Consider the following 23128-nt stretch of genomic DNA (forward strand, 5'->3'; position numbering starts at 1 on the left):
TCCAGGCTTGCCGGCGCGTCCATCTCAGTTCAGTCCAAGGATGTCGGTGATCTGCACGGCCATCAGATCGATGATGAAGATGAGCAGTGAAGCCGTGACCACCGCTGAATGCGCGGCCTGCCCTACGCCCTCGGTGCCCTTCTCCGTGTTGTAGCCCCGGTAGCAGCCCACGATGCCGATGGCAAAGCCGAAGAAATAGCTCTTGATGAGGGCGGGGAGGAAATCGGAGAACTCGAGCGACTCGAAGACCTGGCGGTAGAACAGCCCCCAGCTCACGTCGTCCTTGATGTTCACGCCGACCCAGGTGGCCCAGATGGCGATGGCATCGCTGATCACCACAAGCACGGGAATCATCAAGGTGGTGCTCCACACCCGCGTGACCACCAGGTAGCGGAACGGGTTGGTGCCGCTCACCTCCATCGCATCGATCTGCTCGGTCACCTTCATGCTGCCCAACTCGGCGCCCATGCTGCTGCCGATCTTGCCTGCTCCGATGATCGCGGTGATCACCGGAGCGATCTCGCGCACCACGCTGATGGCCACCATGGCCGGAAGCATGCTCGCAGCCCCGAATCGCTCCAGCGTGGGTCGGCTCTGCACCGTGAGCACCAGGCCCATGATGAAGGCGGTGATGCCCACCAGCGGCAGGGTGAGCGTGCCGTTGATGTAGCACTGCCGGAAGAACTCGCGCCACTCGAAGCGCTTGTGGGCAGCCTGCCGGAAGAAGCGGCCAGCGAAGGCCGTTAGCTCGCCCACATCACGAAGCACGGATGTGACCTTGGCGGCTGTTCCACTCACCATGGGGGCAAGGTATCCAGCCCGTGCCCGCGCGGGCATGCGTTTGATCATGCCCCACTACACGAGCGGCAGCGGGAACCCTTCCAGCGGCGCGCCATCGCGCCCATGCACCGATACCTTCGCCGCCGCTCATGCTCCGCGTAGAACAAGTCAGCAAGCGCTTCGGCGCCTTCACCGCGCTCGATGGCATCACCATGGAGGTGCCCGCCGGACAGGTGTTCGGGCTGCTGGGCCCCAACGGCGCAGGCAAGACCACGCTCATCCGCATCATCACGCGCATCACCGGTCCGGATGAGGGCCGCGTGCTGCTGAACGGCCAGCCCATGGGCCCCGACGATGTGATCCAGCTCGGCTACCTGCCCGAGGAGCGCGGCCTGTACAAGAAGATGAAGGTGGGCGAGCAGGCCCTCTACCTCGCGCAGCTCAAAGGCCTGAAGAAGGCGGAGGCGCAGAAGCGCCTGAAGCAATGGTTCGAGCGCTGGGAGATGATGGGCTGGTGGAACAAGAAGGTGGAGGAGCTCAGCAAGGGCATGGCGCAGAAGGTGCAGTTCATCACCACCGTGCTGCACGAGCCCAAGCTGCTCATCCTCGACGAGCCTTTCAGCGGATTCGACCCGATCAATGCGGAGCTGATCCGCAGCGAGATCCTGCGGCTGCGCGATGCGGGCGTCACGGTGATGCTCAGCACGCACAGCATGCCCAGCGTGGAGGAATTGTGCGACCACATCGGCCTCATCGACAAGGCGAAGCTGATGCTGCACGGCAACGTGCGCGAGATCCGCCGGCAATACGCCGACAACACCTACCGCCTCGAGTACAAGGGCAACAAGGTGGCCCTGGCCAACGCCCTCGCCTTCACCGGAGAGCTGCTCGATGTACAGGAGAATGGCGAATACAGCCGCGCGCGCGTTCGCCTGGCCAAGGATGCGCGGTTGAACGACGTGCTGAAGCAGCTCCTGCCTTCCGTGGAGATCCATGGCGCGCAGGAGGAGGTGCCGCGCATGCACGACATCTTCATCAAGGTGGTGAGCGAGAAGGCGCCGGAAACAGTCTCACCAGGCATGACTGAATAGGCTGTAGCAACCTGTCATTGCGAGGCTCCGCGAAGCAACAAACCTCAACCCGCACAACCCTCAACTACCCAGATGAACAAGATCCGGCTCATCATCTGGCGCGAGTTCATCACCCGCGTGCGCAAGCCCAGCTTCCTGATCATGACGATCCTGGGGCCGCTGCTGATCGCAGGCGCGGTCATGGCCATGGCTTGGGTGGGCATGCAGGAGGCCACGGACTACAAGGTGCTCGTGGTGGACCAAGAGGGCCTCATCAGCCGCAGGCTCGAGGACAACAAGGCGCTTCGGCTCACCTTCTTCCTTGATGGAACCGTCTGGACGGACAGTGCTTTCAAGGCGAGCCCGTACAACATCCAGGTTCGGCTGCTGGAGGGCAGCATCACCGAGAACCCGCGCGCCGATCTGATCTACAAGAACAAGCCGAGCGAGTTCGCGAAGCAGTGGATCCGCGCGGAGCTGGAGAAGAGCCTCGAGATCTCGAAGCTGCAGAAAGAGGGCATCGACCGGGAGGCCTACGCGCGCGTGCGGAAGCCGCTCGACCTGAAGCTCTTCGACGTGAAGGACCTGGGCAAGGAATCGATGGCCGATGCGAAGGCCATGATCGGCTTCTTCTTCGGCTACTTCATGTTCATCTTCATCTTCATGTACGGCGTGCAGGTGATGCGCGGCGTGATGGAGGAGAAGCAGAACCGGATCGTGGAGGTGCTCATCAGCAGCGTGCGCCCCTTTCAGCTCATGATGGGCAAGATCGTGGGCGTGGCCATGGTGGGCTTCACCCAGTTCATGCTCTGGATCGGCATCACCGCCCTGATGCTCGTGATCGGCCTTGCCGTGCTTGCCAGTTCGAAATTCGATCCATCCGTGCTGGCCGAGGGCGGCATGACCACCCAGGTGCAGGAACAGCTGATCGCTGCGCAGGCGCAAACCGCCGCAGCACCCGTCGATGCCGATAAGGTCGAGGAGTTCATCGCGCAGGTGAACATCCCATTGGTGCTCGCCGTGTTCGCCTTCTTCTTCGTGGGCGGCTACCTGCTCTATGCCAGCTTGCTCGCCGCCATCGGCAGCGCGGTGGATAGCGAGACGGACACCCAGCAGTTCATGTTCCCGGTCACCATCCCGATGATCGTGGCCATCTTCATCGCGCAGCTCGCCGTGGTGAACAGCGAGAGCCCTGCGGTGCTCTGGGGAAGCATGATCCCGCTCACCGCCCCGATCGTGATGATGGTGCGCGTGGTGATGGGCACCGTGCCGATGTGGCAATTGCTGCTGAGCATGGCCCTGCTGGTGGCCACCTTCATCGGAAGCGTGTGGCTTGCGGGGCGCATCTACCGCACCGGCATCCTCATGTACGGCAAGAAAGTGAGCTGGAAGGAGTTGGGAAGGTGGTTGTTGTACAAAGGTTGAAGGTTGATGGAAGGCAGGTTGACGGTTGCAGGTTGAGCGACAGTAGCGTCGACCCACAGGGTCGACCATGACCCATGAAGGCCATTGTAGACCTCGGCACCAACACCTTCAATCTGCTGGTCTATGAGCAGGGCGAAGCTGGCCTGCGCATCCTCCACAGCGTGGAGCTGCCGGTGTTCCTGGGCAAGGGCGGCATCGAGCAGGGCAGGATCACCGATCAAGCCTACGAGCGCGGCATGGAGGCGCTCCGGACGCACAAGGCGACGGCGATGGAGCACGGCGCTACGAGCATCCACGGCTTCGGCACCAGCATGCTGCGCAACGCGCGGAACGGCGAGGACTTCGTGCGCAGGGCGAAACAGGAGCTCGGCATCGCCATCCGCATCATCCCCGGCGAGCAGGAGGCGGATCTGATCCTGGCGGGCGTGCGCCAAGCCGTCGCCTTCGGTAAGCTGCCTTCCTTGGTGATGGACATCGGTGGCGGCAGCACGGAGTTCATCCTCGCTACCGATAAGGCGCTCATGTGGAAACGAAGCTTCGAGCTGGGCGTGACGCGCTTGCGCGAGCGGATCCCCATCAGCGATCCCATCACTGTGGAGGAGGAAGCGCGTATCGCTGCGCACCTCGACGATCAGCTGGAGGGGCTCTATGCCGTGGTTGAGCGGCAGGAGCCGCATGTGCTCGTGGGCAGCGCGGGCAGCTTTGATTCACTGGCACGCATCATCAGCGCGGAACGCGGTGAAGCGCTCGCGCCGGATGAAGTCACGCTCCGCTTCACAGCGCTCGAGTTCGATGCCCTTAAGGACCGCCTGCTCCGCATGGACCGTGCTCAACGCTTGCAAGTGCACGGTCTTCCCGAGCACCGCGTGGACACCATCCCCTACGCGCTGATCCAGATCGATCGCGTGCTGCTGGCTGGCGGCATCCGCGAAATGGCGTGGAGCCGATATGCTTTGAAGGAAGGTGCTGCCGTGATGACGATCTAAGGCAGCTGTTGCACCCGCACATTATTCGGCGTGCTCCCGCCAATGGTGGTCAGGATCACATCGCGATCGTTGTTCGCGCCGATGTACTTGATCACGCCATCCAGATTCACGTCCAGCGGGCTGTACACGTTGCTGACCGTGTTGGTGGGCGTGCTGCCGCCGATGGCTGTGAGTATGGGATCGCGGTCGTTGCCATTGCCCACGTACCTTACCGTACCATCGGGGCTCGCATCGCCAGGCCACAGGCAAAGCCTCCAGCCGATGCTCACGCGCGCGTCAGCACCACCCTGCGCAGCAGTTGATGCAGTGGAGAGATCAACGGTCACCGGCGCGGCGCTCAGCGCCACGGCACTGGCCGTCATCACGCCCAAATGGTTGCGGTGCCGTACGCTCACCCGATAGTTGCTAGGGCTCACCGCGAAGGTCACGGGCGCCATGCCGTCGGTGCCCACCACATCACCATCGCGTTGCAGCAGCGCGCAACGGGTGGCCAGGCGTTGTGCCGGATCCGTGGCGCTGCGCAGCTCCACCACCACCCAGTCCACGATGGCATTCGGCCCCGTGCCGTTGAGGACCGCCGCTGTGGTGGCTTCTCCGCCGCCGCCCACGTGCGCGAAGCCGAGCGCTGTGTATGGCTCCGTGAGGGGCAGGAGCGCAGCCGTTCGCAACTGGTCACCCATCAAGCCGCCCGCGATTGTCGCCCCGCCGAGCATCATGACCGGTCGCAGGCTCACCAATTGGGGAGAAGGGTCGGTGATCGTGTACGAGATTGCGGCCCCTTCGCAATACACGGAGCCATAGAACTGGCTGGAGGGCAGCAGGACCAGCGTGTAGTCTCCTGGGGGAAGGCCCGGGAGCACCAACCGGGGAGGCGCGAGCGCAAGGATGTCCTGCAAGGTCCCTGAAGAAACGACCGTGCCCAAGTCCGTCCGCTCAAGGTAGAATTGCGTTTCCGGCTCGTTCAGCACGTTGCCAGGATCGCTGGGGTTGTCCAAGAGAACGAGCGTGGAGGTGCCCGAGGGCACATCCCACGTATCCGAACCCACAATGAATTGGTTCGCGGGATCGATCCAGTAGATGCAGTCGCTGCTGGTATAGGTCGTCGTGCAGCCTAGACCATCCTCTACATGGACCGTGGTGGGACCGCACAGGTACTGGCCATCTGGAGAAGGCGTCCCAACCGGGATGTACCAATCGGTCGTGGCCGTTCCGTTGAACTCGCCGTAATACTGCCCTGCAATTTCCCACCAGCCGGTGAAAGGCGGCGTCCCGCCGAAGATGCTAACCGTTTGGAAGCCGACCGCGATCTGGCCGGCCCCGCACTCTACGTGCATTCCGCCATAAGCCGAGAGGTCGCACTGCGCGCTGAGGGCTACGGGGCCAAGCAGGAAAAGGGCGGTGGCAGCTATTCGCATTCACGCAGAGTTGTACGGTGAAAGTAGGACGGGTCGGCCGATCCGCAGTTGCCCCGTGATGGGACCGTGTCGATTCGCCTATGGCAATTGCTGCACCCGCACAGCATTCGGCGTGCTCCCGCCCACGGTGGTCAGGATTGGATCGCGATCGTTGTTCGCGCCGATGTACTTGATCTGCCCGTCCATGTTCACATCCAGCGTGCTGTAAACGCCACTCACCACGTTTGTGGGCGTGCTACCGCCGATGGCCACAAGGATGGGATCGCGGTCGTTGTTGGGGCCAGTGTATTTCACTGTCCCGTCGCTGTTGGCATCACCGGTCCACATGCACCAGACTGTGCCGCGCTGCACTCGCGGAGCAGTGCCCCAGAAGCCTGAGTTCGCACCATAGAAGTCGACCATCGCGCTGGTCGGGTTGAGCGTGAGCGCCCTTGAATTCGATGTCATCACGCCCAGGTGGTTGCGGTGCCTGATGGCGAGGTAATAGCTCCCCGGGCTCACAGGCATGTTGATGTACTCGTCCCCATCGGTGTCCATCACATCGCCATCGCGCTGCAGCAGTGCGGCTTTGGAATGGACCACCGTCGTCGGGGTGGATGCGCTCCGTAATTCAAGGACCACCCAATCGACGATTGCATCGTTGCCCGTTATACCGAACAGACTCGGTGAAACGGTGGCTCCAGGCGCTTGTCCTACGTATGCGTAGCCCAAGGCCGAGTATGGCTCCGTGGCTGGGAGGAGACCGGCGGTACGCAAGGCGTCATTCATGATCGTGCCGGTTGGCAATGCACCATCAAGTCCGGCCCGCACCCTGAAGTTCACCCCGCAGTCGCCGGCGCTGATTGCCGGCAGCGCGAAGGAGATCGAGGTCGGCTCATAGCAGTAGGTGGGTGATGCCGGAGCGCTGGAGCAGAAGGTATCGCTCATGACCAAGGAGTGCGTCCCGGGCGAAAGCACGCCATTGTACCGATAGGTTCCTGGACTGGTGGACGACCAGTACGACAGGAAATTCTGCAAGGGGCCACCGTCCAAGGAGAAGAGGTTGCCATTCGGGCACAATTGGGTGTTGATGCTGATTGAGCTCGTACCCGCCACGCAATCGATGGAAACGGATGGCACAGGGCTGAAATGCACGTACGTCCCGAACGACTCGGTCCAAGTGGCCACGCAGTTGACGGCATCGGTCACCGTGGCCCGGGCGCGGTCGGTGTCGTCCCAATCGTGTAGGCTACCGGGCATCTCCACGAACCCGTCAGCGTCGTTGCTCACGGTGAAGACGTTGGACCATGCGAGCGTTATCGCATTGCGCTTCTCCACCTGTATCGTGTACGGCGGTGTGCCGCCATTCGTGCTCACGTTCGCCTGGGGAGCGAAATGGCATCCTTGTATTATGCCGACATACGTGGTCATGCCGCATTGGCCATGCGCCGTAGTGACCAGCACGGCGGCGAGAAGCATGAATGCCTGTTTCATGGCAGCTGCTGCACCCGCACAGCATTCGGTGTGCTCCCGCCAATGGTGGTTAGGATCACATCGCGATCGTTGTTCGCGCCGATGTACTTGATCTGCCCGTCCATGTTCACATCCAGCGGGCTGTACACGTTGCTCACCGTGTTCGTGGGTGTGCTGCCGCCGATGGCCACGAGGATGGGGTCGCGGTCGTTGTTAGCGCCGATGTACTTGACCACCCCATCGCCGGTTGTCTCGCCCGGCCATAACACCCTCTTCGATCCGATTGTCCGTTGTGCGCCGCCGCCGTACGTTGACATGGACGTGCTCGTGAAGTCGATCAGCGGCGGCGTTGACCCCAATGCGACAGCGGATCCGGTCATCACGCCCAAATGATTGCGGTGCCTGATCGCGACGCGATAGCTGCCTGGATTCGCCTGTATGCGAACAGGGGACGATCCATCCAACGCAACGACATCACCATCGCGCTGGACCATGGCCGCGCACCGGCGCAATGTGGTCACTCCCGAGGTGCCGCGCAATTCGACGAGCACCCAGTCCACGATCGCATCGTTTCCGACGGAAGCGAACACGTCTCCCGACACGGTTCCGCCGGCTCCAGGCGAACCCATATAGGTGTAGCCCAAGGCCGTGTAGGGCTCCGTGGTCGGCAGGAGGGAAGCTGCTCGCAAGGCATCACCCATGAGGCCCGTGACCGTTGAGTAAGGTCCCTCAAGGAGCACACGGGCAGCGATCTCCACATCGAGCGAACCCCAGCTATGGAGCTTCACGAGGAATGCATCATCGGCAGGGCCGCCCAGGGTATTCTGGTGCCCATCGCTCGCAATGCCGGAGCTTGAACGTGCCGTACCGGCGAGGTACACGTGGCCGTTCGGATCCGTTGCGCAGGAGTAGCCCCCATCTTGGTCGGATCCGCCGTAGTACGTGGCCCAGTTGCGGGTTCCATCGGGATGGAACCGCGCGAGGAAGGCGTCCGCGCCGCCGCCGGGGGATATTTGGTAGCCACCGCTGGAGATGCCCGACGCGGAATAGGTCCGACCTGCCAGGTAAACACCGCCGACCGCTTCCTCGACCGCGCAAGAGAGGCCGCCGTCCAAAGACGGCCCACCGTAGTACGTGCCCCAGACCCGGCCACCGTCCGAATCGAACTTCACCAGGAAAGCATCCTCATCGGACCCGGACAAGGCGTTCTGGTACCCTCCAGCCGCGATGCCGGTCGTCGAAGTCGTCCAGCCTGCGAGGTACACGTGCCCATTCGGGGACCCTTCTACGGCGCAGGACCATCCTACGTCCGTTGCTGCGCCTCCGTAGTAGGTTCCCCAGATCCGTGTACCGTCCGGGGCCAGTTTCACCAGGAACGCATCGGTGCCGCCTCCGATAGGGCCCTGATGCCCACCGCTGGCGATGCCCGAGGTTGACATGGTCTCACCCGACATATACACGCTGCCGCCGGGGTCAATGGCACAAGACCAAGCACGGTCATACCCGGCCCCGCCGTAGTAGGTGCCCCACAGTCGTGCGCCGTCTGGCGAGAATTTCACGAGAAAGGCATCGTAGCTGCCACCCAGCGCATTCTGGTGACCGCCGCTGGCGATGGCCGACGATGAGTTCGTGCCTCCTCTGAGGTAGACGTTGCCACTGGCATCAACCGCGCAGGCGCGGTCCCAGTCGGCGAAGTCCTGACCTGTTCCGCCGTAGTACGTGCCCCACAGCCTCGCACCTGCCGCGTCGAACTTCACCAGGAAAGCATCGTCGTCGCCACCGCTGATGTTCTGATGCCCGCCGATGGCGATGCCGGAGGTTGAGCCCGTGCGTCCTGCGAGGTAGACATTGCCACTGGCATCCACGGCGCAGGAAGGATAATCTGAGTAGGAATTCCCCGAGTAGTAGGTGCCCCAGATCCGTGTGCCATCCGGCGCGAATTTCACCAGGAAGGCGGAGGGGCCGAAGTCCAATGTGTTCTGGTGGCCTCCGCTCGCTATGGCGGAAGTCGAGAACGCATGTCCCGCGAGATACACGCTGCCATCGGGGCCCACGGCGCAAGAGCTGCCGAGATCCTCATCCGGGCCTCCATAGTAGGTGCCCCAGACCCGTGGCGGGTCGATCACAAGCGTCCGTGTCCTATCGTACTCGGCGATCGTGAAGCTCAGCCGGTCACCCTTCAGTGCGAAGCGCGTGGGAATCTCTGCGCCGCCCTGGAAGCTCATCGGCCTCTCCTCGATGAAGCGCCCCATGCGGTTGCCGTGGATCAAGCGCCCGTCGCTGTCCAACCGCAGTTCCTCATGGTCCTTGAATCGCATGCTGATTGCTGCGGGATCCGCACCGGCATGCACGATGAAGTCGTACTTCATTCCTTTTTCCGTGGTATGGAACACCAGGTCGATGCCGGGGTAGACGTCGTGGTAAACGATGCGCGAGTAGCAGTGAACGCCGAGTGCGTCGTGCTGGTAGTAGTTGGTGTAGTCGCTGCTCCGCCCCTCTGCGGTGATATGGGGAGCGACCGCCGCCCCCTCCAGCACCATGTCCATGCGATAGGTCTCCAGCCGGGCATGGTCATTCGATCCGTCCATCCTCGTGCGATCCAATGGGCTCCGCATCAGGCCTGTGGAGCTCTCTGCGTGATGCACGCGATTGAACTGGTATGCGATGCCATTGCCCAACAGGAAAATGGTCGTGCCCCCCTGTTGGAGGCTGTAGCGCACCTCGGGCGATGGGTCGCCGTGCTGCGTGCGCACCTGTCCCTTGTTCTCCTCGAAGCTGGTGTTGGCCGCCCTGCGTGCGCCGGGCTCACTGGCGGATGCTTGCGCAAAGGATGATTCCGCGAGCATCGGAATCATGAACGACAAGAGAACCAGGTTCAACGGTTCTATTCTCATGATCGCTATGGCAATTGCTGCACCCTCACATTATTCGGCGTGCTCCCGCCCACCGTGGTCAGGATCACATCGCGATCGTTGTTCGCGCCGATGTACTTGATCACGCCATCCAGATTCACGTCCAGCGGGCTGTAAACGTTGCTCACTGTGTTGGTGGGCGTGCTGCCGCCGATGGCTGTGAGGATGGGATCGCGATCGTTGCCATTGCCCACGTATTTCACCACGCCGTCTCCATTTGTGTCGCCAGGCCAAAGCACCATGGTGCCGCCGACATTGATCTGCGGGTTGATGCCATACGTGGGGGTTCCAGGGTTCGTGAAATCGATGAGGGTCGGAGATGAGGAAAGCGTGATCGGAGAGTCCGTCATGACTCCTTGATGGTTGCGATGCCGGATGACCACGTGATAATCACCTGCCGGCGCGTTGAACCGGACCGGCGAGCTGCCATCGTTGGCACTCACGATGTCCCCATCGCGTTGAACCAAGGCGTTCCTTGTGGCCATGAGCACAGTCGGATCTGAAGCGCTGCGCAATTCCAGATGCACCCAATCAACAATGGCCCCATTTCCGCTGGCTGAGAGAATGGCCGCACTGGTGGCCTCGCTGCCACCACCGGCAGCATTGCCGAATCCCAAGGCCGTGTATGGCTCGACGAGGCTGAATGCCGGCAGAGTGCGCAGAGCATCGTTCATGAGATTCAAGGAGTATGGACCTGCAAGCATCACTTTGGCAGCAAGCGCGACGGGCTCATGCACTAATATGATGGACGGCGGCGTAAGGATGGGCGGATTCAGGTCGAAGTAGATACCGGCAGTGTTCAGGATCGTCTCCCCCGATGTGACAGGGAGCCTTGGCCTGATGCGGAACGATACGAATCCATGGCTGCGCGGCTCATTCACGCTGCTATGCGGCAGCAGGATATGCGGGAAGAGGACCTTGAGCACCCCCTGTCCTTCCAGCCTCCAACTGTAGGCATGCGATGCAGCTCCCATCACCAGTGATAATGGGTCAAGGTTGGAGGCCAGCGTATCACGGATTACTACGCTGAACGCGGTATCCGTTCCGGTGTTCTGGAAGCGTACGGTATAATCGATCCATTCATCCTCGCCAACGGTCCAGTGCACCGTGCTGCCCGAACTGGTCACGGCGCGCTTGTCATTCGGGTCATAGCTGCCCGTGACGGTTATCACGCGCTCAGCCGTGTTGTTCACTTGGTTCCCGTCCGTGTTCGCAGTGGTGAGCGAAGCTACGGTCAGCAGGTCTGTGCCGATAAGAGCAACATCCGGCGGCACTTGCACTTGCACGGAATAGCTCCGTGTGGACCACGCGCTCAACGACGACTGCGACCATGTCAAGGTGTTCCCATTGACCGTGGTCGGAGCTGGGCTTGCGCTGATATAGGTCACGGCTGGGTCGATCACCAAGGTCATCGTCGTATTGCCGCTCTGTGCCGGGGTCAGGTTCTTGGCAAGCAGTCCATAGGTGAGCTGGAACCCGGGCCGGGCGGCACCACCGCTCAGCGCGACGCTGACATCCAACGGCACTGTGGGAAGCGTTGCGATGTTCGTCGTGGTGGTGTTCCCGAGGAACGCGGTGAACGGTATCGGAGCATTCACGCAATGCTCCTCCACCGCCGGATGCTGCAAGGTCATGGTATGGGCTCCTCCAGCTGGCAGCGCGATGGCGTAGGTTCCGGCCGCTGAGGTAACGCCATAGAAAGGCCCGGGCAGCACCTCGATCACGGCATCAGGCACGCGAGGTTCCGAGAACTGGATCGTGCAGTTCGAGTTGTTGTCGACAGCCGCCGTTCCACTTGCCACGGCGCATGGTCCGAGGTCGGAGATGGTGAACGGGAAATCCGAAACACAATCTGAAGGCCAGCTAACCGCATTCCAATTCCCCGCTCGTTCGATGATATGCTCCAATTGCAAGCGCAGGAAATAGGACCCCGGAGGGAGACCCTCGAAGGTCCTGTCACAGGGTAATGAGCTGCACAGCGGTGATGTGCTCAAGCAGTTCGGATAGAACAGCGACCCGTCACTTCGATACACCACCATTCGAAGGACACACTCTTGAAGAGCCCCCCCTGTCGTGCTCACGGTGATGCGACCGGTATTGCGATTGCTGCACGATCCGACGATATCCAGGAACTGGGCTTCCGGAGCCGAGCTCAGGTACGTGAAATTCGTGTAGAACGATCCTGGACAGCCCAATGCATCCACATAGGTCACCGGCGGGCTCGTTGTACCCGGTGCTCCCACCAGCTCCACTAGATAACTGGCATTCTGCCAGCACGAAGGCTCAGCCTGAGCGACCGGGATATTCGGAGCGTTGATGGTCAACGGAGGGACCCCCGGCAGGTCTCCGATCCCGGGTATCTCATAGATGCCGCCGAAATTCTTCACGATGGTCCGCTGCTGCTGCCCGCCGCATCTAGGCAGCGGAAATGCGAATCCTTGCGTGAAGCTGCTCTGCTGATTGATCTGCACATTGGCGAATGCCGCATCGAGAACGGCATCGGTCACCGTGAGCTGGTGACTGCCCGCTGGGATATCCTCCAGGATGAAGGATGCGGAGCTCGACACCAGTTGTTGGCCGGTACTAAGACTCACCTCGAATGGAGGTGTTCCTCCGAAGATGGTTCCCGAGATCCGGCCACCATAAGTGCATACCGCTTGATGGGTCACGATGACCTCCACGCTGATGGCATGCGCTCCATGGCCGAAGGCCAGGGCCACCCAACCCAATAACAAAGGCACTTTGCTGCTCATGATTCGTTTCTGGGTTCAGTAGGCTATTCGCACAGCGACCAAGTTCGGTGTTCTGTCCGTCGGCCCCGGAAGCGAATCGCCCCGGCGCAACAACGACCCATCGAGCGAGACATCAGTACACGATATCGGGAGTGCCCTCCGGGCGCAACGTGCCGAATCGCTAAGCCCGAATATGGACAGAGCCTTAGCACCGAACGAGCCTCGGCGGAACAGAATGAGGTCACAATCGCTTCAGAGTCCAATGGAACATGCTGGGCGTCTGGATGACGCATCTTGGCCCCCAGGTTGCCGGGAGCAGCTAGCCTGCACCACTGCCTTGCCCATCTTTGCCAGCCCCGGTCCGGCCGGGAATGCGAACCCATGGCCCACATCCTCATCATCGACGACGAGAAAGCGATCCGCGCCGCGCTGCGCGATATCCTGGAGCACGAGAAGCACAAGGTCGAAGAGGCCGAGGACGGCATGGCCGGCCTGGAGAAGGCCATCAAGGGCAAGTACGACCTGGTGCTCTGCGACATCAAGATGCCCAAGATGGACGGGCTGGAAGTGCTCACGAAGCTCCAGGCCCACAACGAGGAGCTGCCCGTGGTGATGATCAGCGGCCACGGCACCATCGACACCGCCGTGGATGCCCTGAAGAAGGGCGCCTTCGACTTCATCGAGAAGCCCCCCAACATCAGCCGCATCCTGGTGAGCGTGCGCAATGCGCTTGACCGTGGCAACCTGATGCAGGAAACGAAGGTGCTGCGCCAGAAGGTGGGAAAGAGCAAGCTCGGCGGCGTGCAGATGATCGGCGAGAGCAAGGCCCTGCAAGCCATCCGCGACATGATCGAGAAAGTGGCCCCCAGCGATGCGCGCGTGCTGATCACCGGCGGCAACGGGGCGGGCAAAGAGGGCGTGGCCCGGCTCATCCACCAGAAGAGCAGCAGGGCCGAGGCGCCCTACATCGAAGTGAATTGCGCCGCCATCCCCGGTGAATTGATCGAGAGCGAGCTCTTCGGCCACATGAAGGGCAGCTTCACGAGCGCCATCAAGGACCGCAAGGGCAAGTTCGAGCTGGCCGATGGCGGAACCCTCTTCCTCGACGAGATCGGCGACATGGCCCTCAGCGCCCAGGCCAAGGTGCTGCGCGCGCTGCAGGAAGGCCGCATCACCCCGGTGGGCGGCGACAAGGACATTCAGGTGAACGTGCGCGTGATCGCCGCCACCAACAAGGACCTGCGCAAGGAGATCGAGAAGGGCAACTTCCGTGAGGACCTCTACCACCGCCTCAGCGTGATCCCCATCCACGTGCCCAGCCTCAGCGAGCGCCTCGACGATGTGCCGCTGCTGGCCGAGCACTTCATCAGCCTGGTCTGCATCGAGCAGGGCATCCCGCCGAAGAAGATCGCCGAGAAGGCCATCAAGGAGCTCCAGAAGCTGCCTTGGACCGGCAACGTGCGTGAGCTGCGCAACGTGATCGAGCGGCTGGTGATCCTCAGCGGCAAGGAGATCACCGAGGGGGACGTGAAGGCTTACGCGGTGCCGCACGCCTGAGCATCAGCCGTTTCAGCCGTTGGCCGACTGGCCCCGCCCGTTGGCCGAATGCACAGTACGCTGGGGATATTCGCCTGCGTTGGCAAGGCAACTTAGGCCTACCCGGGCCGTCTCTTTGTCTGGAACCACCTGCCATCCGGGGACTTATGTCCTCGACAAAACCTGCGTGCCATGGAGAACCTGAAGGAATTTCACGACTATTTCTATTACACCCTTCGCCTGGGCAACGCCTTCTATTATGCCCTGGCCTTCATTGCCGCCATCGCCATCCTGGCGCAATGGCGCTTGTATGAGAAGTGCCGCCAGCCAGGCTTGGCCGCCTTCGTTCCCGTGTGGAACGTGATCGTGTTCATGCGCATCGTTGGACGCCCGGCCAGCGACGGCTGGAAGATGCTCATCCCCATCTGGGGCCAACTCTACTTCATCCCGAAGGTGTGGATCGAGGTGATCGCCTGTTTCGGCAAGACCTCACTCTTGGATAAGGTCCTGGTGATCGTGCTCAATGGCTTGTACATCCTGAACCTCGCGCTCAGCGATGAGCAATACCTCGGCCCGCTGCGCGGCCAGGCTCCGCTGCCCAAGGCGCATAAGGTGGGCCGCGTGAACCCCCAGGTGGCGTGAGGTAGCGTCATCACCCTGCGCCTCACGCCGCAACGAGGCCCCTTCGCGCAAGCCAAGGGGCTTCGTTGTTCTCAGCCGCTTCCATCGCTTGCTGAGCCCGATCGGGATCGCTTCGGAATCGGACGCAGCGCATAGAAGGCATGTGCGCATGAAATGGAGAGGAGAGAGGTGATGCCCGGGCCTTGGGCTCAGGTGGAAACTGCGGAAGGACATGCGAGGCCCGAACAGCCTTGCTTCGGGTCCCGCACCGAAACGGATTCGCCGCGTGGGCATCGGCTCTTCAGCAGACCTTAGGGCGACCATGCCGGAACCTTCCGGATAGAGCCGGATGCAGGCGCCCGCTCCCAAGCACAGGCTGCGGCTGCTTCCGGATGAAAGCAGAAGCCCCTTCGCGATCGCGAAGGGGCTTCTGACCTGAGCGGGGCAACGGATCAGATGCCGAGCTGCCCTTTGAAATTGCGGAACTCGAGGTCCTTCATCGCTTTCTCGCGCAGGCTGGCATCCTTCTGCACCGCCATCGCGAGGTTGTTGCGAACCATGTCGCCATTGCTGAGGCGCGCGCCGATGATGGCCATGAGGTAGTGGCCTGCGGCGCTGTCCTTGTCGCTGCTGGCTTCGAGGATCTTCTGGGCTCCGGCGGCATCACCGCCGAGCATCTTGGCCAGCGCAGCATTGAAGCTGCTCATGCCGCTCATGTTGCTGCTGGCGCTGCCGTAGTCACCATCCTGGATGTTGATGATGCCCATGTTGTACTTCACCTCAGGACCGGCAGCGGTGGCTTTGCGGTACAGCTCCATCGCCTTCTTGCGGTCGCCCTTGAGGCGTGCGCAGGCACCCAGGTTGTTGGTGCTGATGGGGTTGTCCTGGATGCTGTTGGCCTTCTGGAACTCGGCTTCCGCATCCGCGAGCTTGTTCTGCAGGTAGAGCACGTAGCCCGCGTTGTTCGGGCCACGGTAATCGGCGGGGAAGATCCGGCTGGCCTCACGATAGATGCGCAGCTGCTCGTTGAGGTCGGTGGTGAGGGTGGCGCTGAAGAGCAATTCCTCCACGTTCAGGCTGTCGGGCATGGTCTTGCTCATGGCCATGAGCTGCTCATCGCTCTTGCCCACGCGATCGTAGTTCACGCGCATCTCGCTGCGGCGCAGTTGAGGCAGGATCTGCTCGCTGATCTCCTTGTAGGTGGCCGCCATGTTGCGGATCTCTTCCTCCCGCTTGGTCAGGTCCGGGTACATCTCCAGCACGCGCAGCACCAATTCCTTGTCAGGCACGGTGGTGCTGGCCTGCATGGCGCTCTTGAAGCCTTCCCAGTCCTCGCCGCGCGGGTTCTGGGCGTAGAACGTCTCGAGGCTGTCTGCCTTGATCTTATTGCGCTTCAGTTCGCCCTTCAGCCAGGACATGGCGCTCTTCGCGCGATCACCGGCCAGGTTCTCGTTCTTGCTCAGTTCGCCCTCCGGACTGGCCCAAGCATCAAAGCTGGCGCCTTTGATCTGGATGCTGGGATCCTTGGAAGATGACTTCAACCAATCGCTCAAAGCCTTCACGTCGGCGTCCTTCAGTTCGCCGGGGCGCACCACGCTGCTGCTCACCAGGTAATTGATGGTGGCCATCTCGCTGTGGCTGGTGATGCGTTGGAATGCGTCCTTCGCCATGATGACCTTGTCATCGCTGAGCAAGAGGTAGGGGGTGGTGATCACCCCATCGGCGAGCTTGAAGGGGTCGAAGGGCATCTCCTTCTTCGTGCCCTGCTTGCCCAGGATCTTCACCACCAGCTCGCTCTGGTTGCCCATGGCCGGGGTGAAGGCCACCTTGCCGGTGTAGCTGAAGCTCTTGCCGGCCTCGTAAGGGATCACGGTGTAGTTGCCCACGGCCTTATCGCCTTGGAAGCCCACCATCTTGTAGGGGGTCTCGCCGCCGGCATAGGTGAGCGTGGGGGTGAGCTCCACCTGCGCCTTGCGGTAGAAGTACTTTCCCGGGAAGCTGCCGTTGATGGCCACGGCCACCGAATCGCCTTGCACGATCAGGGGGTTGGGCTCTACGGTGTATTTGATGGTCTCGGCGTACTTCTTCATTTTGCCGATGCCACCGCAGCCAGTGACCACGAGGGCCGCTGCGGCGATGATCGAAAGGCCTTTCAGGTGGCGCTTTTCCATTGAGAATGGCGGGTTGGGTGATTTCGGCGGCAAGTATAACCACGGCTTTCCGGGCGCCCATGAACGGCGAACGGCCTTTTCTTCACATAGAGCCGTGCGCTTCAAAGGGTTGCGACCCGGTGACCCAAGGGCGCCTCCTCGTCAATCAGGCTTAAAAGCCGGATGAACGCGGCTTCATCGTTCAACAAATCGGTTTCGCCCAGGTCAACGATCAGCGATCGGGTGGCGGCCGATTTCATCAAATGATCCATGTAACGGTCCTGCAGCCGCATGAGGTAATCGGCGCCGATGGCCTGCTCATAGCCCCGGCCTCGCTGGCGGATGCGGTCGCGCACCCGCTCGATGCCCAAGTGGAGGTAGACGATCAGCTGCGGCTGCGGAAGATCGGCGTACATGATCTGGTAGAGGTCGCGGAAGAGGGCGTGCTCATCGGGCGGCAGGGTGGCGCTGGCGAATACCAGGGACTTCCCGATGCTGTAATCGGCCACGGTCACCGGGCTGAAGAGGTCTTGCTCGGTGACGCGCTTGAGCTGGTGGTAGCGCTGGGCCAGGAAGCTGAGCTCCACGCTGAAGGCGTATCGGTCGGGCTCCTGGTAGAAGCGCGGCAGGAAGGGATTGTCGTCGAATTCCTCCAGCACCAAGCGGCCGTTCCAGCGTTCGGTGAGCCGCCGCGCCAAGGTGGTCTTGCCGGCCCCGATCAGGCCTTCGATGGCGATGTAGGTGTAGCGCACGAGCAGTTCGATGTACCGGGCGAGACGAAGCGGACCCTTGGCCGCCGCTAGATTACTGAGGCGGCCAGAAAGAAATGGCCGATCTGCTTGTGCGAGGAGGCTGGAGCGGCGCTGCCTCTCGTGCTCGCACCCTTGAGCCGGTTTGCACCCGTTTGCTGAAAGACGCGGAATCTGTCGCCGGCTCAGCTTCGGGGCAGCTTCTCGGGCTTCCCGGCCGCAGAGGACCTGCCGTTCACGCGGTCTTCCAAGAACCACCACTTCGGGGCGTCCTTCCGGCCCCGCGCCCGCTGCCACATGGTCACCAGGCGGTCTTGGAGGAGCGCGGTAGCCTCCTCGATGCTATCCGCCACGAACAAGAAGCGTAGTTCCTCCCGCCCGATGGTGCCTTCATTGATCATGCGGTCGATCTGGTCCAGGGTCGGCTTCCAGTAGTCCCGGCCGTACAGCAGGATCGGGAAGTCCTTCACCTTGCCGGTCTGGATCAGCGTGATGGTCTCGAAGAGCTCATCCACGGTGCCGGCGCCGCCGGGCATCACCACGAAGCAGATGCTGTACTTCACCAGCAGGACCTTGCGCACGAAGAAGCGGTGGAAGGTGAGGCTCACATCGAGGTAGGGGTTCGGTTGCTGCTCATGGGGCAGCACGATGTTGCAGCCTACGCTGCGCGCGCCCACCTCACGCGCACCGCGATTCGCCGCTTCCATGATGCCGGGGCCGCCGCCGGTCATGATGGTGAAGCCCACGCGGCCCACGCGCTGAGCGAGTTCTCGGGCGGCCTGGTAATAGGCATGATCCTCCTTGAAGCGCGCACTGCCGAAGAAGGTGACGCAAGGGCCTACGAAGTGCAGGTGCCGGAATCCATAGATGAATTCGCGGGCGACCTTCACCACGCTCACGAATTCCCTCCAGCGCGAGCGCGGGCCTTCCAAGAAGCGCAGATCGATCTGTTGGTCCCTCCGGGGCAGTGCCATGGCGGCGAAGCTAGCTGGAGGGAACAACGGGCTTGGTCAAGGTGTTCTGGTGGCCATGAGAACCCGCATAGCCCTCCTTCTGCCAGCCCTGCTGCATGCGTTGGCCTTCATCGCGCAGCCGCAATTGGAGAACCCCTCATTCGAGGCGTGGGACAATGCCGGTCAGGCCACCCAGGAGCCGCAGCAATGGAGCTCCTTGAAGACCAGTGACGGCGGCGCCTTCATCAACGGCCTGGTGCCTCAGCTCTGCTGGCGGAGCGATGACGCGCGGACGGGGCAGTACAGCGTGAACCTGCGCACGGTGAGCTCGGTGATCGGCGCGGCGAACGGGCTACTCACCAACGGCCGGGTGCATGCGGAGCTCGACGTGGCCAACAGCTACATGTACACCATTCAGGACAACGAGCAGTGGCGCACGGCGATGACGAGCAGGCCGGACAGCATCGTGGGCTGGTTCAAGGCCGCTCCGCAGACCGGCGACCGCGCCAATGTGGGCGCATTGCTTCATGTGGATGACGGGCGATTACCGGCCTTCGGCACCGAGGGCAACTACGTGGCCGGTGCTTCCTGGAAAGCACCCTTGGGCAACGTGGGGGAGTGGACGCGGTTCAGCGCGCCCTTCCAGTACCTCAACGACTGGCAGCCGGAGTGGATCCTGCTCATCCTCACCGCCGGCGATAGCGCGGGCAGCGCAGTGGGCACCCAGGTGTGGTATGACGATCTCGCGCTGATCTACAACGTGGCTTGCACGCCTTCAACCGGTTCGGTGGTGGTCAGCGAGTTTGTTGCCGGCGACTTCGATGTGTCGTACAGCACTGGCGGCATTCCTGAGGGGCCCACGACATTCACCGTGGAGCTTTCCGATGCGAGCGGGGACTTCTCATCGCCCGTCACCATCGGTTCGGTCGTGAGTGCCTTGGCAACAGGAGTCATCCCGTGCAGCATCCCGGCAGGAACGCTGGCCGGTGCGGGTTACGCCATTCGCATCGTTACCGATTCACCGTTCTATGCTCCGGTGGGTTGCGCGGTCCAGGTTGAACTCGAGACCGGTATCTCAGCCGGGTCGCGGCCCGCGCCGTCGATTCGGTGTACGGCGAATGGCTTGCTGATCGACTCGAAGGACGCCGGCCGATACGAGTGCTTCGATGCACAGGGCCGCGCTGTTGCCAATGGGTCACTGCTGCAAGGCGTGAATACCGTCGCGCTCGACACGCGAGGAATGATCCTCGTGCGGGTCATGAGCGGTGCAGGCTCATGGATGGAGCGCATGATCGTGCATTAGGGAGCTTGTGTCCTCATCGTATATCGCGAACAGGCATCGCGATGCCCGTATGGGAGGCCACGCGCATCTTTACCGCATGACGCGCTTCTGCTTCTTCCTCCTCTTCATCCTTTCTGGGGCGGCTTTACGGGCGAACGCGCAACAGTATGAGTATAGGGTCCAGTACGACTCCCTCGATACGCGCCACGACCTATCCCGCCCGCTGATCGAGCGCTACTTCATCACCTACGCGCATGGCGCCGCGTGCTTCAACCGTGGGCTGAAGGATGAGATCAGGAAGAACGCCAAGGAGGAATTCGCGCTGGCCGAGCAGCTGGGGGTCGATACGCTGCTCGCGACCTCCTCCCAGCACTTGGGTGATGCGCTCAACGGCTCGGCGGATGCCGCTTTGCAATTGAAGTACTTCTACCAAGGGCTGGACTACGCGAAACGTTCCGGGAGCGCAGGCCACATCGGCACGGCGTACAAGCAGATCGCCACGGTATACAAGTCCCTCGGCGACCTGCCCAAAGCGCTGGAGTTGTTGAAGCTCGCGATCGCTCATGTGAATTCGAACTACCAGGTCAGCCGTACCTGCCAGCACCTGAGCGATACGTACCGGCTGATGGGGCAGCCAGACTCAGCGCTCTATTGGGCGCAACGCTCCAACATCATCACTGATCCGGGAAGCGACCCCTATGCCTACGCGCGTTCCTATTACATGCTGGGAGCAGCGTACGCTGCCAAAGGCGATCGCGATCTGGCGCATGTGCATTTCGCACGAGCGATCGAGGTGGCGGATTCGTTCCGTGTGATGATACCGCTCTATGGCTCGTTGGTGGCCCGAGGTCGGATGGCACTGGATGCAGGAGACGTGCAACCAGCCATTGCCGATGGCCGGCGCGCGATGCAGGTGAGCCGTGATGGCGGCAATCTCGATGGCCTGATCGAATCCTCCGACCTGCTGCGCGAAGCATTCAGGGCCTCCGGAAGCATGGACAGTGCCTACCACTACTTCGAGCTGCGCGTGCTTTATGCCGACAGTTTGATCAACGCCACCAACCTGAACAAGCTCCAGAACATGGCCTTCGCGCAGGAGCTGAAGGAGGTGGAGGAGGCGAAGGCCAAGGAGGAGGAAGCCGCCGCCCGCTCCCGCAACATCCAGTTCGGTATCATCGCCCTCATCGTCATCACGCTTGGCATCTTCCTGCTGGTGTTCAGCCGTACGGCGGTGGTGGGAGCGAGGGCCATCAAGAACCTCTCGCTCATCGCGCTGCTGTTGTTCTTCGAGTTCATCAACCTGCTGGTGCATCCCTTCCTTGGGGAGCTCACCCACCACTCGCCGATCCTGATGCTGTTGTGCATGGCCGCGATAGCCGGGCTGCTCATTCCGCTGCACCACCGCATGGAGCACCTGATCACGAACATGCTCGTATCGAAGAACAATCGCGTACGCTTGGAGGCGGCGCGGCGGACTATCGAGGAGCTTGAAGCACGGCCAACGGACAACAACGCGGGCTGACCCCATGAGCCGATCATCACTTCAACACCTAACGGTTCCAATGGTCTTTCGCATCCGAGCCTTGGTATTTCCCATGGTCTTGGCCTGCATCGGCACGCTGCGCGCACAGCCGTTCGATACGCTCAGCGCCCGGATCAGCGGCCTGTCCGTGGACAGCTTGATCGCCCGTGAGAAGCTGACGGACGACCCCCGCATGAAAGTCGTGCTGCTCGCACGGCTAGCCCAGAAGTACTTGTATTTGAATCGTCTGGATGAATGCATGTCCACGTCGATCCGCCTCCTGGAGATCGCGGAACCTACCAACAACGACACGCTGATCGGCAGGGCCCATCTCTCGGTCGGGTTCTCCTTCGTGATCGCCAATGAGGTAAATGGAGCGTTGAAGCACTTCAACATCGCGCTCGAGCACTATACGAGCGCGCGCGACAGCATCTGGATGGGTGCGGCCTGCAAGGAGCTCGCCGTGCTCTATCAACGTGTGGGCGACAACGACGGCACCATGCGCTACATGCGCAAAGCGCTGGCTTATGGAATGCCTCCGGGGATCCGGTCGCGGGGGCTGTCAACGATAGCGCGCTGCTTCATGGACAAGGGCGATCTTGATTCCGCGCTCTACTACACCAAGCAAGTGGAAATGGTCGATGCACCAGGCGAGGATCCATGGACCTACACCTATTCCAACGGTGCGTTCGCGGCGGTGTATGCCGCCAGGCGTGAAGCGGATCTCGCTGAACTGCACTACAAGCGCGCGATTGCTGCCGCCGATTCGTTCCAACTACCGCTTCCGCTCGTTCAGTTCGCCTCGGGGTATTCTTCGTTGCTCTTGGAACAAGGCCGCACAGAGGAGGCGTTGACCATCGCGCAGTTGGGTTTCCGGTCCGCGGAGGGGGTCCGCAATCCGGGATTGCTGGAGCGGGCGGCTGAAGCCTTGGCCGATGCGTTCAAGGCGAGGGGCAGTACCGATAGCGCGTTCGTTTACGCGAAGCTCTGCATCGCCTATCGCGACAGTGTCGTCGCAACGCAGAACCGCAGCCAGTTGAAGAGCCAGTTGTTCGCGCAGCAGTTGAAGGACATGGAGGATGCCAAGCTGCGCGAAGAAGAAGCGGCCGCCCGCTCCCGCAACATCCAGTTCGGCATCATCGCCCTCATCGTCATCACGCTCGGCATCTTCCTGCTCATCTTCAGTCGCACGGCGGTGGTGGGTGCGAAGGCCATCAAGAACCTCTCGCTCGTCGCGCTGCTGCTCTTCTTCGAGTTCATCAACCTGCTGGTGCACCCGTTCCTTGACCGCATCACCAACCACTCGCCGATCCTGATGCTGCTGTGCATGGCCGCCATTGCCGGGCTGCTGATCCCGCTGCACCATCGCATGGAGAAGCTCATCACCAACATGCTCGTGAGCAAGAACAACCGCGTAAGGCTGGAGGCGGCGAGGAGGACGATCGAGGAGCTTGAAGCAAGGCCAACTGATACCAACGCCAGTTGATCACCATGGGCTTACGAACAATTCAACACCGCACAGTTCCGATGGTTTTCAGTATCC

General features: G+C 61.8%; 16 protein-coding genes. 8 read left to right on the plus strand and 8 right to left on the minus strand.

From position 1 onward, the window contains the following. Positions 1–24: 24 nt before the first annotated feature. Complete coding sequence (locus IPM12_05735) at positions 25–801, minus strand: ABC transporter permease (GenBank protein ID MBK9147309.1); 777 nt, start codon at positions 799–801, stop codon at positions 25–27. A 128-nt stretch (positions 802–929) separates the two neighbouring features. Here IPM12_05735 and IPM12_05740 point away from each other — a divergent pair, with 128 nt between their 5' ends. From IPM12_05740 to IPM12_05750, 3 genes are all read left to right on the plus strand, one after another. After that, a complete protein-coding gene (locus IPM12_05740) occupies positions 930–1871 on the plus strand; it encodes an ATP-binding cassette domain-containing protein (protein MBK9147310.1) in 942 nt (313 codons plus the stop codon). A 72-nt stretch (positions 1872–1943) separates the two neighbouring features. Beyond that, the gene (locus IPM12_05745) at positions 1944–3275 is read left to right on the plus strand and encodes an ABC transporter permease (GenBank protein ID MBK9147311.1); all 1332 of its coding nucleotides are present in this window, start codon (positions 1944–1946) and stop codon (positions 3273–3275) included. A 74-nt stretch (positions 3276–3349) separates the two neighbouring features. Then, entirely contained in the window at positions 3350–4261 is a 912-nt protein-coding gene (locus IPM12_05750) for a phosphatase (protein MBK9147312.1), read from the plus strand. On the opposite strand, the gene IPM12_05755 is transcribed toward IPM12_05750, so the two are convergent. The 4 genes from IPM12_05755 to IPM12_05770 form a co-directional block, all read right to left on the minus strand. Continuing rightward, the gene (locus IPM12_05755) at positions 4258–5676 is read right to left on the minus strand and encodes a hypothetical protein (protein MBK9147313.1); all 1419 of its coding nucleotides are present in this window, start codon (positions 5674–5676) and stop codon (positions 4258–4260) included. The genes IPM12_05750 and IPM12_05755 overlap by 4 nt on opposite strands. Positions 5677–5754: 78 nt before the next feature. Beyond that, a complete protein-coding gene (locus IPM12_05760; GenBank protein ID MBK9147314.1) occupies positions 5755–7149 on the minus strand; it encodes a hypothetical protein in 1395 nt (464 codons plus the stop codon). Then, positions 7146–9983, minus strand: a complete 2838-nt coding sequence (locus IPM12_05765) for a hypothetical protein (GenBank protein ID MBK9147315.1) — start codon at positions 9981–9983, stop codon at positions 7146–7148. The genes IPM12_05760 and IPM12_05765 overlap by 4 nt, the downstream gene beginning before the upstream one ends. Before the next feature lie 44 nt (positions 9984–10027). Next, positions 10028–12793 carry a hypothetical protein gene (locus IPM12_05770; protein MBK9147316.1) on the minus strand — a complete coding sequence of 922 codons (2766 nt, stop codon included), beginning with the start codon at positions 12791–12793 and terminating at the stop codon, positions 10028–10030. Positions 12794–13153: 360 nt separating this feature from the next. Here IPM12_05770 and IPM12_05775 point away from each other — a divergent pair, with 360 nt between their 5' ends. Continuing rightward, positions 13154–14329 carry a sigma-54-dependent Fis family transcriptional regulator gene (locus tag IPM12_05775; protein ID MBK9147317.1) on the plus strand — a complete coding sequence of 392 codons (1176 nt, stop codon included), beginning with the start codon at positions 13154–13156 and terminating at the stop codon, positions 14327–14329. Between the two features lie 171 nt (positions 14330–14500). Continuing rightward, positions 14501–14950, plus strand: a complete 450-nt coding sequence (locus tag IPM12_05780) for a hypothetical protein (protein MBK9147318.1) — start codon at positions 14501–14503, stop codon at positions 14948–14950. Between the two features lie 431 nt (positions 14951–15381). On the opposite strand, the gene IPM12_05785 is transcribed toward IPM12_05780, so the two are convergent. From IPM12_05785 to IPM12_05795, 3 genes are all read right to left on the minus strand, one after another. Further along, positions 15382–17100 (minus strand): hypothetical protein, encoded by a 1719-nt coding sequence (locus tag IPM12_05785; protein MBK9147319.1) that lies wholly within the window; start codon positions 17098–17100, stop codon positions 15382–15384. A 101-nt stretch (positions 17101–17201) separates the two neighbouring features. Continuing rightward, positions 17202–17831 carry a deoxynucleoside kinase gene (locus IPM12_05790; protein MBK9147320.1) on the minus strand — a complete coding sequence of 210 codons (630 nt, stop codon included), beginning with the start codon at positions 17829–17831 and terminating at the stop codon, positions 17202–17204. A gap of 182 nt (positions 17832–18013) precedes the next feature. Then, complete coding sequence (locus tag IPM12_05795) at positions 18014–18802, minus strand: TIGR00730 family Rossman fold protein (GenBank protein ID MBK9147321.1); 789 nt, start codon at positions 18800–18802, stop codon at positions 18014–18016. Between the two features lie 55 nt (positions 18803–18857). On the opposite strand from IPM12_05795, the gene IPM12_05800 reads away from it, so the two are divergent. From IPM12_05800 to IPM12_05810, 3 genes are all read left to right on the plus strand, one after another. Further along, the gene (locus IPM12_05800; GenBank protein ID MBK9147322.1) at positions 18858–20084 is read left to right on the plus strand and encodes a hypothetical protein; all 1227 of its coding nucleotides are present in this window, start codon (positions 18858–18860) and stop codon (positions 20082–20084) included. 76 nt (positions 20085–20160) lie between these two features. Continuing rightward, entirely contained in the window at positions 20161–21585 is a 1425-nt protein-coding gene (locus IPM12_05805) for a hypothetical protein (protein ID MBK9147323.1), read from the plus strand. A gap of 73 nt (positions 21586–21658) precedes the next feature. Continuing rightward, positions 21659–23071 carry a hypothetical protein gene (locus tag IPM12_05810; protein MBK9147324.1) on the plus strand — a complete coding sequence of 471 codons (1413 nt, stop codon included), beginning with the start codon at positions 21659–21661 and terminating at the stop codon, positions 23069–23071. Positions 23072–23128: the final 57 nt, after the last annotated feature.

The sequence above is a fragment of the Flavobacteriales bacterium genome (assembly GCA_016716605.1).
GTDB lineage: Bacteria > Bacteroidota > Bacteroidia > Flavobacteriales_F > PHOS-HE28 > PHOS-HE28.

Excerpts from the sequence above, each read along its gene's own strand:
- IPM12_05735 (MBK9147309.1), bottom strand. The coding sequence starts at position 801 with ATGGTGAGTGGAACAGCCGCCAAGGTCACATCCGTGCTTCGTGATGTG.
- IPM12_05740 (MBK9147310.1), top strand. The coding sequence starts at position 930 with ATGCTCCGCGTAGAACAAGTCAGCAAGCGCTTCGGCGCCTTCACCGCG.
- IPM12_05745 (MBK9147311.1), top strand. The coding sequence starts at position 1,944 with ATGAACAAGATCCGGCTCATCATCTGGCGCGAGTTCATCACCCGCGTG.
- IPM12_05750 (MBK9147312.1), top strand. The coding sequence starts at position 3,350 with ATGAAGGCCATTGTAGACCTCGGCACCAACACCTTCAATCTGCTGGTC.
- IPM12_05755 (MBK9147313.1), bottom strand. The coding sequence starts at position 5,676 with ATGCGAATAGCTGCCACCGCCCTTTTCCTGCTTGGCCCCGTAGCCCTC.
- IPM12_05760 (MBK9147314.1), bottom strand. The coding sequence starts at position 7,149 with ATGAAACAGGCATTCATGCTTCTCGCCGCCGTGCTGGTCACTACGGCG.
- IPM12_05765 (MBK9147315.1), bottom strand. The coding sequence starts at position 9,983 with ATGATTCCGATGCTCGCGGAATCATCCTTTGCGCAAGCATCCGCCAGT.
- IPM12_05770 (MBK9147316.1), bottom strand. The coding sequence starts at position 12,793 with ATGAGCAGCAAAGTGCCTTTGTTATTGGGTTGGGTGGCCCTGGCCTTC.
- IPM12_05775 (MBK9147317.1), top strand. The coding sequence starts at position 13,154 with ATGGCCCACATCCTCATCATCGACGACGAGAAAGCGATCCGCGCCGCG.
- IPM12_05780 (MBK9147318.1), top strand. The coding sequence starts at position 14,501 with ATGGAGAACCTGAAGGAATTTCACGACTATTTCTATTACACCCTTCGC.
- IPM12_05785 (MBK9147319.1), bottom strand. The coding sequence starts at position 17,100 with ATGGAAAAGCGCCACCTGAAAGGCCTTTCGATCATCGCCGCAGCGGCC.
- IPM12_05795 (MBK9147321.1), bottom strand. The coding sequence starts at position 18,802 with ATGGCACTGCCCCGGAGGGACCAACAGATCGATCTGCGCTTCTTGGAA.
- IPM12_05800 (MBK9147322.1), top strand. The coding sequence starts at position 18,858 with ATGAGAACCCGCATAGCCCTCCTTCTGCCAGCCCTGCTGCATGCGTTG.
- IPM12_05805 (MBK9147323.1), top strand. The coding sequence starts at position 20,161 with ATGACGCGCTTCTGCTTCTTCCTCCTCTTCATCCTTTCTGGGGCGGCT.
- IPM12_05810 (MBK9147324.1), top strand. The coding sequence starts at position 21,659 with ATGGTCTTGGCCTGCATCGGCACGCTGCGCGCACAGCCGTTCGATACG.